Raw genomic sequence first — 12,014 nt, 5'->3', positions numbered from 1 at the left:
TACTTTCATTTGTACAGATAGACAATATATATCTCTGCAATCTATTAATTATTCTATGTGACTGAGATTGCAAACTTGTTTCAAATAGTCTCTCAATATTGAGAATACTTAATGGATTTTAGCTCTGTCTGTGACAATTCAACTGTTTATTTCATCATCTACTAAAAGCCACTTTTAGTCAATAAACTATAAAAAAATATATATAAACCACAAGTCAGATCAAGTTCGGGAGATTACTTATGATTCGGATCATGGTGCAAACATCTTAAAACTCTTTTTCTCCCTGCACCACTTCGGTTCGCGCCACTTGCTACAATGCGCTTAACCCGCACAACGCAGTGGCTTACCTGCCCCTTGCAGTCTTAATCATAAGTCTTTGATACAATACTACATCCACATTCAAATTAAAGACAAAGCACCAACACCAATCAAATCTAATAACGTAATTGGTATTGATTTTGGTCGTCGTGACATTGCTGTAACTAGTAATGGTGATAAGTGGGATGGAAAGCAAATCAACGATGTTAGAGACAAGTTTTCTTTAGTTCGGGCATCTCTCCAGAAAAAAGCTACGAAAGGCACAAGATCCACTCGCCGCAGGGCAAGACAGATTTTGAAACGGTTGTCGGGCAAGGAGAGAAGATTCCAGCAATGGTTAAACCACAACATCAGCAAGTTTATAGTTCAGGACGCATTGAAAAATAATGCAGCAGTAGCAATTGAAAACTTAACGGGTATACGGGCGCGAACTAATCAAAAACCAAGAAGTAAAACAGAACGTAGACGTTCAAACTCTTGGTCTTTTTATCAGTTGCGTTCTTTCTTGGAATACAAAGCCATTCAATTTGGAGTAGAAATAATTGCTGTTCCTCCAGCTTGGACAAGTCAAACTTGCCATCAATGCCTACATATTGGACTGCGTTCTGACAAACGTTTCAAATGTAGCAATGAGACTTGTTCTTGGAGTGGGGATGCCGACTATAACGGTAGCAAGAATATATCTGCTATTGGGGCTGTTTTTGTGAGCCACTCCGTTGCGGGGGTTCCCCCCGTTGTAGGAAGTGGCGTTGACGGAGTCTCTCCGGAGGAGATACCCACAAGAGTAAACCAGCCTGGAGGCTCGAACTGTTTGTGTTGTAGTCTCAGCACAGACAGTTCAGGGCTACTAAAAGCCCACACTGTAACCGCTTCGGGTCAGTGTGGGTAGTTTACCTCTCCACATTCCCTAATTTTTTAACTAGATATCACATTCCAAAGATTCGCGGGTGGAAACCCCAGTTTTAGGATTTACCCCACTAGCGCGATCGCAAAGTTTTTTCAATTGGACTCCATCAATCACTGATTCGGTAAAGTCAGCACCTGTGATGTCAACATCATCAAAATTTGAATATAACATCATGGCTTCTTTCAATATGGCATCTGTTAAATCTGCACCTTTAAAATCAACCAAATAGGCAATCCCATACGTGAAATCCATGCCATGCAAATTTGAGCCAGCTAATAAAGAGCCACTAAACACAGCACCCCGCAAATCGGCGTTACTAAAATTGCTATTCTCTAAATTCAGTTTGCTAAACTCGGAGTTAATTAAACTTTTGCCGGAAAAGTCTTTATTTGCCAAATTTTTGGTTCCTGCTGCACGTCTATTAGCTGCTTGTGCTGATAGTGGGGAGAACAGAATCAGTAAGGCTAAGACAAACGCCACCAGTACCCGCAAGTATTTCATCATCTTCAGTTAACAAATCTCAATACTTTTACCATTAACTATTAAACCTCGTAGTCAGGGAACTGCAAAGTCTTGTTGATAATATTGGTAAATTAGGGATTATTCATAACTGGTGCGCTGCACTGGATCACAACGCACCTTAAACTCTAAGATTGATTAATCCAACTCGTCTTCACCAATATCTGCGAGTGCGGGAACTCCATCTTCGGGAGAACGTAAAAATTCCACCATTTCCTGTACTGCTAATGGTGGTGGTGGTGTGAGCCGAGAAACCACCAAAGTCACAATAAAATTCAGCACCATGCCAATACTACCAATCCCTTCCGGAGAAACTCCGAAAAACCAGGGAGACATACCGTAAAATTTAACACCAGCAATATAGATTGTCGTAAATATCAAACCCACAATCATCCCGGCAATTGCTCCTTCTCGGTTGGTGCGCTTATCAAATATACCTAGAACAATTACAGGGAAAAAGCTTGCTGCTGCTAAACCAAAGGCAAAAGCCACCACCTGTGCCACAAAACCAGGAGGATTGACACCAAAATAACCAGCGATCGCAATGGCAAATCCTACCATAATTCGACCCACCATGACCCGTTGGGGTTCAGAAGCACCAGGGTTAATCAAACGATAGTAGACATCATGGGCGATGGAACTGGAAATTACTAGTAATAATCCCGATGCAGTAGATAATGCGGCGGCGAGTCCTCCTGCTGCGACTAAGGCAATAATCCAGGGGGGTAAATTGGCTACTTCTGGGGTGGACAGAACAATAATATCCCGGTCAATTTTGATTTCGTTTTTTTCTTTATCTGGTTTCAGTTCAATTTTTCCATTGTTATCTTTATCGGAGAAGGCTAAAAGCTTGGTATTCTCCCATTTTTTTGCCCAGTCTAATTGTTGGATTTCAGTAGTGGTTTTATTGTGTAAGTTATCTATGAGGTTGTAGCGAGCAAAGGCAGATAAAGCCGGAGCAGTGGTATAAAGTAAGGCAATGAAAAGTAAAGCCCAACCAGCAGAATATCTGGCTGCACGGGGAGACTTAACCGTATAAAAACGGACGATTACATGGGGTAATCCTGCTGTCCCTACCATCAAAGCAATAGTAGTTAAGAGGACATCCAACTGGGATTTATTGGCAAAGGGTTTAGTGTATTCCGAGAACCCCAAATCCACCTGTACTTGGTTGAGTTTATCTACGATGTCACTACCAGCAAAAGCCAACTGAGGGAAGGGATTCCCTGTTAGTGTCCAAGCGATCGCAGCTGCTGGGATTAAATAGGCAATAATTAATACTGTATATTGGGCAACTTGTGTCCAGGTAATACCCTTCATTCCCCCTAAAACGGCAAAGAAAGCCACAATGATCATGCCAATTAATACACCCGTACCAATATCTACTTGTAGGAAGCGGCTGAATACAATTCCCACCCCCCGCATTTGTCCAGCGACATAGGTGAGAGAAACAAAAATAGCAGCAACCACTGCGACCAAACGTGCTACATTTGAGTAATAACGATCACCGACAAAATCGGGAACAGTATATTTACCAAATTTGCGGAGATAGGGAGCTAATAGTAGGGCTAACAGTACAAATCCCCCTGTCCATCCCATCAGATAAATAGAGCCATCATAACCCAAGAAAGAAATAATCCCCGCCATAGAGATAAACGAGGCGGCGGACATCCAGTCAGCAGCAGTTGCTGCGCCATTAGCGATTGCTGGCACACCTTGATCCGCAACAAAAAAGCCTTTACTATCTTTAACTCGGGAACGCCAACCTATATAGAGATAGAGAATAAATGAGATAATGACAAAAACAGTCGTCCAAGCTTCAACGGGCATGATTTATCAATGATTTATGTTTGTATCAGGGGTTGATTGTATCAGCCTGGAAGTCTTAGACAAAAATAGAAGTGACAAATATCAACATCTAACTCTGTTACACCTTGCAGTTACCATCACTACAAAAACTCGATGTATAGGTAGTAGTTCTTTTGCCAAACAAGTTATATCGGTTATCGCGGATTTGTGCATATACCTGATCACCTAACTTTTTGACTCCAGGTAAAGCTCGATAAGCATCTACAAATACACTTCCCATCGGTAATAATCGACCAATTTCCTCTGCTGCATCACTACCTTGCCAACGTTTTTCTGGAGCATTACCATCAATCAAAATCATCCCCATTTGACAATCTTCTGGTGTTACTCCCCACTGTGCCAAAGTTTGCTCATCTTGCATGGGGGTGTAACTAAATAATTTTCCTTGGTCTAATTTTTCTAGCGATCGTACCAGGGTAACACAGAGATTGCAATTACCGTCATAAATAACGTGATAACCCATAGAAATACCTTTAATCCCACTAATTTAGTTAATTACCATTTTAAATCAGCATATATCCTCACAAGTTCCTCAAACTAATTAAGCCCTGGGAATGATATATAAATTTTATGAGGGCGTTCAAGGTACATCTCTGTGACTAATATCGTAAAAGCACGAATGTTGCTATCCCATAACTTTGATCTTTCTGAGGATATTCTCCCAGCTTTGAGTCGGGAGGAATTTTCTCAGGTGTTTATCGATGGATTGCAAGATATCGCTGATTGTCGATTAGTAAGTAATCCCCATTGGATAGTTGAAGTTTTATTTGATACTGATAAATATTTCCCTGCACAAATGGGAGAATATTATGCCAATGCTTTGGCAAAATTACGTCAAGAGCAGATTCAAAATGATGATCATCTGCCAGATATTTTAATTTTAGGGGGTATCAAAACAACACCAGCCATGAGTACTTCCCCGGATTCATTACATCCAGGAGAATGGGGTGTAGATGTGGTGGAAACTAGTAATGGAGGTAATTTCTTGGCTGCAATCGGTTGGGGAAATGCGATCGCCAACAAACCACCTGAGAGCATTTTTAAGGTGGAATGGAAGGAATCAAGATAAAAATCCAAAGTCTAAAATCTAAAATCCAAAATGGTATTACTGAAAATAATGGGTCTAAAGCCTCGCCTTTGTAGGGCGATTTTTTCACGGTATGTGGAAAAGTCAGAGGGTGTGGAGTGTATCCCTATACCCTACACCCTAGCTAGGGTCTACTGAATAACTGAAAAATATTGATTTATCAATGCTTTGAGGCTATTTTATTGGGGGAAGGGCGTGCGAGGAAATTAGGATTTTAGGTTTAAAATCCTTGCATCTATTATTTCTCTGGCAAAAAGAATAGAAATAAAGAGGCTGGAACTACTCCCTATTCCCTGCTCCCTACCCCCACCAAAAGACTTTTTCAGCAAGCCCTAGCTAGAAAATAGGGGTTAGGTGTTAGGTGTTGAGGGATAGGGAAGAGTTATTTTCATCCTTGATGGTAAAAAATATTTCATCGGGACTACCTTTACAAGTGTTTTAGGACTTCCCGTGAAAAGTCGGATTCTACAGGTCTTCACTTTTTTGATTAAACACCTGCAAAACTTGGCGACAAAATTCCTTTAACTTATCCCTGATTTCCACTGAAGGTTCTGTTTTCCCCACAAAACTCCAATCATTGACCGTAGAAAGTCGCCACTGTTCACCTAAATGATTAAATCCTGCAATTTCTACCCCAATTGCTCGACGAGGGGATTCATTTAATGGATCCTGATAAAAACGAATCTGAATTAAAATGCTGCGACTGCGCCAAGATTTACTCACCCCTGGAAAATGAAATCCCATATCTATGGAGTCTGGATCTACTAAATCCAAAGTTTCTGGATCATTGCACCAAGGCTTTAAATCTGATTTAGCATCAGGAAACTCCAATTTGAATAAATTAACTATCGTAGCAATTTTACTGGCAAATTCCAGGTTTGTCGCCATCTCTGCTGCGTTCACTAACCACTCTCCCAAGTTATGCCTATGAATTTTGATTTTGATGTGATCGGAAAACTAATAGAAAGATGAATATTGGTGTACAAGCTTATCAATAACTGTTTAATTTTCGCAACTATCAATCAAATTTTCCTCACAATCTTGGTGAAACTAATTGCTAGGTAAACATGCAAGTACCTATGAACTATCTAGCTACTAGCTGAGTAATTATACTTAATTTTTATCATAAAAAACACAAAAAATCTACTGGTTTAAAAAAAATATCTCCGTCTGAGTCATAAATTTCAGTAACATCCTTCCCTTTTATTAGCCAGAAGTTACACGTGTCGATCTAAAATGACACTGTTAATAGAAAAAAATACCCTCAGTTTATGGTTCGTCAACGCTCTATCCTATCTTTAATTTTGGTATTGTTGACCACATTCCTTATCAGTTGCGGTAGTCCTGATATTGCTACACCACCTCCTACTTATACCCCTGCACAATTAGAAAAGATTCAAGAATATTTACCTCCTCTAATAGCTGTACGCGATCGCTCGGAAGAATTACAAGAATTAATTCGCAATAATGAGTGGGTAAAGGTTGGTAACTTTATTCATGGTCCGATGGCTGAAGCTAGGCTGGCTATGAAGTATATTACTTCTAACTTATTAGCCGATGATCAACCCAATGCGAGAAAGGTCACACGGCAATTATTTAATGACTTAGTCAAAATTGATCAAGGGGCTAGTAATGCTAATTCGATGTTAGCAGCAAGGAATTACCAAGCTGCTTATGCAGATATTGAAAGATTCCTACAATTACTTCCCGATACAACTCCTGAATCCCAAGAAAGTTAGAATTGAAAGGGATTGGGAGAGTGGGAGAGTGATGGAGTGATGGAGTGATGGAGTGATGGAGTGATGGAGTGATGGAGTGAGGGTTGAGGGTTGAGGGTTGATGGTTGATGGTTGGGAGTTAAGATTTTTTATCTTTCCCTCCTTCCTTCCTTCTCTCTTCCCCTCCTTCTCTCTTTCCCTCTTTCCCTCCTTCTCTCTTTCCCCCCTTCTCTCTTTCCCTCCTTCTCTCCTAGTTGTTCTCAGCAAAAAATATGAAAGTCGCGATCGCTGGTTGTGGTGTAGTTGGGGCTACAATTGCTTATGAACTTAGTCAAGTTCCAGGTTTAAATATTACTGTCCTCGATCAGCTTCCTCCTCCTAAATTCCCAGATGTGGCTGTAACTCAGTTTGTATCACCAAGTTCAACGGGTGCAGCTTTGGGTGTATTAATGGGTGTTATTAGCCATAAGGCTAAGGGAAAGGCTTGGAAACTGCGACAAGCTAGTTTACAACGGTATGAAACCTTACTCCCAGAATTGACATCAATTATAGGTCGCTCCATCCCCTGTAATCGTCAAGGAATCCTTAGTTTGTGTTTCCCGTCAGAGAATTTAGACAAGTGGGAAAGTCTGGTAGAAATTCGCCGCCATCAAGGCTGGAATCTGGAAATTTGGGACAGTCATCAACTACAAACACGTTGTCCTCAAATAAGTAATAACACTAGTATTACTGGTGCTATTTATTCTCCCCAAGACCGTCAAATTAATCCCACCGCTTTAACCATAGCTTTAGTTGAAGCAGCAAAGCATAAGGGTGTGGAGTTTAAATTTGGTGTGGAGGTGCTGGGTGTAGTATCTCCATCCCCAGAAATTTCCCAGTCCTGTAATGCCATTGAAACCAGTGCAGGAAGGATTGCCGTTGATTATCTCATAATTGCTGCTGGGCTGGGTTCCTCCCCCTTAACGGCTCAGTTAAACCAGTTTGTTGATATTCGTCCCGTATTAGGACAAGCTTTACAACTAAGATTGACAAACCCTTTAGGTAATCCCGAATTTCAGCCAGTAATTACTGGTAATGACGTGAATATAGTTCCCCTGGGGAATGGGGATTATTGGGTGGGAGCAACCGTAGAATTTCCTCCGGAGAGTAGCAAGGAAATTCCCTCCCAACCAGAACTATTACAGACAGTTTTAGAACAAGCGATCGCATTTTGCCCAGCATTAGCTACAGCCACTACTATCCACAGTTGGTCAGGTTTACGTCCCCGTCCTCAAAGTAGACCAGCACCAATCATAGATCGATTACCAGGATTTACTAACGTTCTCCTCGCCACAGGACATTATCGCAACGGCGTTTTACTCGCACCTGCCACAGCGATCGCAATTCGTGAGATGATAATCTCTAATCAATAAAAATCTCCCAATCATACAACTTTTATCCGTAACCCTGGTGCGTCTGGTACGCGAATTAAATAAATGTCAATCACAGAACATAAAATCACCATAAATTCCCTAGAATGGTTTTACCGTCATGCAGAACCCATAGGTCAAAGTAATTTATTCCCAGTTGTTTTACTACATGGTTTAGTATCCCAAAGTTATAGTTGGCGGGATATACTACCAGGATTAGCACAGCAAGGAACAAGAGCGATCGCACCAGATTGGATTGGTTGTGGTTTTTCTTCCAAGCCGGATCAAAGGGATTTTGTTTACACTCCTGATGCTTTTGTCACAGCTTTAGCAGACTTTATTCAAGCCTTGGAATTGGAAAAATTTTCTTTAGTTGTACAAGGCTTTTTAGGTTCTGTAGGGTTGCAATATGCTTTACGTCACCCCGAAAAAATTACCAACATTTCCATCCTCAACACCCCCATTGCACCCACCGCTAAATTACCTTGGAAAATTAAACAAATGGGTCTACCTCTAGCAGGGGACATGATGACTCAAGACCCTTTATTAGTTGACCGCACCCTAGAAGGTGGTAGCCGTTATGTAATTGATGAACAACATTTAGGAATTTACCGCAAACCCTTTCTCAAAACCTCTGCATCTGGACGTAGTTTACTGGCTACTATTCGTAATTTACAGCTAGCAAAATCGATGGAGGAAATTGACTCTGGGTTTAAGGAGTGGGATAAACCTATTTTGGTGCAATGGGGAACAATGGATCCTTGGCTAGATGTGAACATGGCAGAGAATTTTGTGAAATCAGTACCTAACCGGGAATTGGTTCGTATTAACAAAGTCGGACATTATCCCCAAGAACATTACCACGAAACGATTTTGCAAGACCTTTTACCATTTGTACGCCGTTCTGCAGCGAATCAAAATTGAATATTCTCGACCTGGAATTTGCGAAAAAACTTGCAGTGTAGAAACTAATACTTATTATTTGGTGTATATGCTGAGATAATTAGTAGAAAATACACAGCTACTATTTACCTGGGAACACCATCTGATTTTTCCAGAACCCTGAATTTTCCCCAAAGTAGGGGTTTTATCACCCCTAATATCTGTTTAACACTATACATTGACAACAAATGTTGGCGATGGACACCATAACTAAATATTTTGCAGGTATTGTGACCAACTCTGCGATCGCTATATGCAAGTTTAAGATTTTATTCAGCAATGGATGTGAAAAATCATCCCAGTACAGTGACATTGTTAATTATGTCTTCATGTACAAAAAGGAACTTTTTTTGTTGTATTTGTAATTGCTAGACTCTAATATATTATGGCTTTGAACATCTAAATTATAATTACTGAGTATTATTATAATCGTTGATCTCATCAGTAGATAAAAGGTGTAGATAACAGATCATCACATAGAGGCTGGCAAAAACGAATCATCAGCCTAAACTGAGAATTAAATTTGGCGATATTCCCCAGGGAGATAAGTTAAGCCAAAGGGCGATAGGCGAACCAAAATACCCTGATTAATAATGGGAAAATTCCTATGTACAAGTCCTCTCTTTATTCCGACGATCTACCTATCTATGAAATTTCTCTACGGGATCAGTTACTACTGAGACAATTAGAAGAATCCATTGGCAAGAAATTTTTCCAAGCTTGCGATTCCATTTCTCGTAACTTGCTCACCAGTTGTCATTGGTATTTTTCCACAGATACAGGCGTACTCGCATTAGAAATTGTTTGTCACAACCATAAAAGTTACTGGTTCGTACAACATATACTATTTCAACTAGGCATGACTTTAACCAAATTTACAAATAACGCTAAAATAAATATTCATCCCCCTCAAGGAGAGGGAGAACCTTGGAGTATGAAGGTCAATACTTCTGCTGATGATATTGGCTAAGTTAATAGTGAATTCATGGCAATTCACTGCCCAACAAAATGTTATGTTCGCCTATTTATCGCCATCCAGATAAAAAAGCCGGGTTTTTTCAAATATTCACAAACCCGGTTTTAAATACCGCTTTATGGGCATTCAAAACGGATATTAAAAGAAAAAATCTAACCATTGTTGATATGGTTCTAGTTGTTTGGCAATTCCTTCAATAATACTTGCCCAATCATTATAATCATTGTCGTTATTGCCACTAGCGCTAAATTGTTTATCCCCAGCTTGATTGAGATTCTGCTCATAGTTCCATTCTTGAGCATTGACTGTAGAATTAGAGGAAAAAACATCACTGATAGCAGACAATTTTTGATTAGTTCTCTGGATATTTGAGACATCAAAATTCTGCCCTGAAATAGTACTACTGTGCAAACTATCTGTTGTACTAGAAGACAAATAACTGGAAAAATCCCAGCTAGTAGTTGCTGTTGTTTGAGTATTATTTCCTGATGTTTCAGTGATGATTTGACGTATTTCAGTTGTTGTCAAATTGGGATTAGCACTCAGCATTAGTGCTACCACACCAGCAACATGAGGAGTCGCCATAGAAGTACCACTATAAGAATCATATCTATTATTGGGAACCGTAGAGTAAATATCCACTCCTGGGGCTGTAACATAAGCTAAGTTATCATCACCGGCACGGTTAGAAAAGTTAGCCATCTGATTATCGCTATCAACAGCCCCCACAACAATACCGAATTCATCCGCGTAACGTCCCGGATACCCAGGTTCAGAATCACTATTATTACCAGCAGCCATTACCACAGTTATACCTTTACTGTTGGCATATTCAATGGCTAATTTTAGCTGGATACTAGAACGAGAGCCACCTAAACTCAGGTTAATTACCTGAGCTCCATTATCTACTGCATAATAAATGCCATCAGCAACTGAACTATAGCTACCAGAGCCGGAGTCATCCAACACTTTAACTGGCATAATTTGGGCATCGTAAGCAATACCAGTTACTCCAAAATCATTGTTTTCCCCAGCAATTGTGCCAGCAACGTGAGTCCCATGACCATTTCTATCTAACACATCATTATCATTACCACTAAAATTCCAGCCGTAGACATCATCAATGTAACCATTCCCATCATCATCAATGCCATTACCAGCAATTTCTTTGGTATTTCTCCAAATATTGTCATTCAAATCTAAGTGATCATAGTCTACCCCAGTGTCTAAAACAGCAACAATCACTCCTTTTCCTGTATGTCCTCGCTCCCAAACTTCTGGAGCTTCTACCATATCTGCACCCCAATCATTCCCACCCTCGTCAGGAACATCAGTAAAGCTATCCTCACCAATGGCTTTACCAACTGCTTTACCTGCATCAATTAAACCATAACCAGAATTATTGTCATATCCAGCACTGAGAATTTCATCAGTGCCTACTTCTGAACTAGAACTACTATAACTAGTTAATTGTAAGCCATCATCTTTTTGGGAAGTTAATTCATTGACTGAGGAGAAAGAATTAATTGTTAGCCCTCCTCTATCTAAAGGATGGCTAGTATTATAACTATTAGACATTGCGGTTGTATCCTCCTCAATAGTAATTGTTAGGACAGCATCATAATGTTAAGAAACACTGTCAAAATTATGCAAAATATCAATACTTCCTCTTGCTAACAATTACTATTAATAATTAAAAAAAACTGCTGGTTTGCCTACAATTTTATAGTGGATATAAGTCTAGGACTTACCCACAGACAACATAAACGCAGTTATAGCTATAGCCAGCCAAGTTAGGACGTTTTTTAGTTGATAGTTGATAGTTGTTAGTTGTTAGTTGTTAGTTGGTGGTTGGCAGTTGGCGGTTGGCGGTTAGTGGTTAATGGTTGACAGTTTTTGAGTCGAACAATATTGTCCTAACCAATATGTCCATTGCTATAAATAAGTAACAATCAAGTAAATATAAATATATAAATTACGATATTATCACAATCCGTTATCAGCCTTATTTTGGATACAATATTTATCCAAGGTTCATTTCAGTTATCAGTTATCAGTTAGCCTCTTGCTCCCTCCGGGAGAGCTGCGCTAACAGAGGAGCTACGCTAACAGTTATCAGTTACCCCATCGATAAATCGAGGGGCTTGAAATAAGGAATTATTGCGCCTTGTGCTACGCATCGCGGCACAATTATTTCTAATTTTTCCACAAATAAATTTGGGGGCTTGTATCCTTTTCTTTCTCGGTCATACACTCTACGGTAATCAAT

General features: G+C 39.9%; 11 protein-coding genes. 6 read left to right on the top strand and 5 right to left on the bottom strand.

Annotation, left to right across the window (positions count from 1 at the left end; all coding sequences use genetic code 11):
* The first annotated feature begins 376 nt into the window (after window positions 1-376).
* Window positions 377-1,207 (top strand): RNA-guided endonuclease InsQ/TnpB family protein, encoded by an 831-nt coding sequence (locus tag CALSC_RS17480; protein ID WP_235006828.1) that lies wholly within the window; start codon window positions 377-379, stop codon window positions 1,205-1,207.
* 30 nt (window positions 1,208-1,237) lie between these two features.
* Here the strand turns inward: CALSC_RS17480 and CALSC_RS17475 are convergent, their stop codons facing one another.
* The 3 genes from CALSC_RS17475 to CALSC_RS17465 all read right to left on the bottom strand — a co-directional run bounded on the left by CALSC_RS17475 (window position 1,238) and on the right by CALSC_RS17465 (window position 4,076).
* Window positions 1,238-1,726: a pentapeptide repeat-containing protein gene (locus tag CALSC_RS17475; protein ID WP_200817669.1), complete on the bottom strand. Its 489-nt coding sequence runs from the start codon at window positions 1,724-1,726 to the stop codon at window positions 1,238-1,240.
* Window positions 1,727-1,882: 156 nt separating this feature from the next.
* Window positions 1,883-3,574, bottom strand: a complete 1,692-nt coding sequence (locus tag CALSC_RS17470) for a sodium:solute symporter family protein (protein ID WP_088242581.1) — start codon at window positions 3,572-3,574, stop codon at window positions 1,883-1,885.
* 97 nt (window positions 3,575-3,671) lie between these two features.
* Entirely contained in the window at window positions 3,672-4,076 is a 405-nt protein-coding gene (locus CALSC_RS17465) for a thiol-disulfide oxidoreductase DCC family protein (protein WP_088242580.1), read from the bottom strand.
* A 132-nt stretch (window positions 4,077-4,208) separates the two neighbouring features.
* Between CALSC_RS17465 and CALSC_RS17460 the strand changes: the two genes are divergently transcribed.
* Complete coding sequence (locus tag CALSC_RS17460) at window positions 4,209-4,682, top strand: DUF2656 domain-containing protein (protein WP_235006827.1); 474 nt, start codon at window positions 4,209-4,211, stop codon at window positions 4,680-4,682.
* 483 nt (window positions 4,683-5,165) lie between these two features.
* Here CALSC_RS17460 and CALSC_RS17455 read toward each other — a convergent pair whose 3' ends face one another.
* On the bottom strand, window positions 5,166-5,603 hold the full coding sequence (locus CALSC_RS17455; RefSeq protein WP_088242578.1) for a hypothetical protein: 438 nt from the start codon (window positions 5,601-5,603) through the stop codon (window positions 5,166-5,168).
* A gap of 368 nt (window positions 5,604-5,971) precedes the next feature.
* Here CALSC_RS17455 and psbQ point away from each other — a divergent pair, with 368 nt between their 5' ends.
* From psbQ to CALSC_RS17435, 4 genes are all read left to right on the top strand, one after another.
* Window positions 5,972-6,439 carry a photosystem II protein PsbQ gene (psbQ, locus tag CALSC_RS17450; protein WP_088242577.1) on the top strand — a complete coding sequence of 156 codons (468 nt, stop codon included), beginning with the start codon at window positions 5,972-5,974 and terminating at the stop codon, window positions 6,437-6,439.
* 251 nt (window positions 6,440-6,690) lie between these two features.
* On the top strand, window positions 6,691-7,830 hold the full coding sequence (locus CALSC_RS17445) for an NAD(P)/FAD-dependent oxidoreductase (protein ID WP_088242576.1): 1,140 nt from the start codon (window positions 6,691-6,693) through the stop codon (window positions 7,828-7,830).
* Window positions 7,831-7,893: 63 nt separating this feature from the next.
* Window positions 7,894-8,751, top strand: coding sequence for an alpha/beta fold hydrolase (locus CALSC_RS17440; RefSeq protein ID WP_088242575.1), 858 nt, complete (start codon window positions 7,894-7,896; stop codon window positions 8,749-8,751).
* A 625-nt stretch (window positions 8,752-9,376) separates the two neighbouring features.
* Window positions 9,377-9,739, top strand: coding sequence for a hypothetical protein (locus tag CALSC_RS17435; RefSeq protein ID WP_088242574.1), 363 nt, complete (start codon window positions 9,377-9,379; stop codon window positions 9,737-9,739).
* 144 nt (window positions 9,740-9,883) lie between these two features.
* Here CALSC_RS17435 and CALSC_RS17430 read toward each other — a convergent pair whose 3' ends face one another.
* Entirely contained in the window at window positions 9,884-11,323 is a 1,440-nt protein-coding gene (locus CALSC_RS17430) for a S8 family peptidase (protein WP_088242573.1), read from the bottom strand.
* Between the last annotated feature and the right edge of the window lie 691 nt (window positions 11,324-12,014).

This window comes from Calothrix rhizosoleniae SC01, assembly GCF_900185595.1.
GTDB classification, from domain to species: domain Bacteria; phylum Cyanobacteriota; class Cyanobacteriia; order Cyanobacteriales; family Nostocaceae; genus Calothrix_A; species Calothrix_A rhizosoleniae.
The sequence above is the reverse complement of the archived record's forward strand: the minus strand, read 5'-3'. Positions and strand labels throughout refer to the sequence as shown.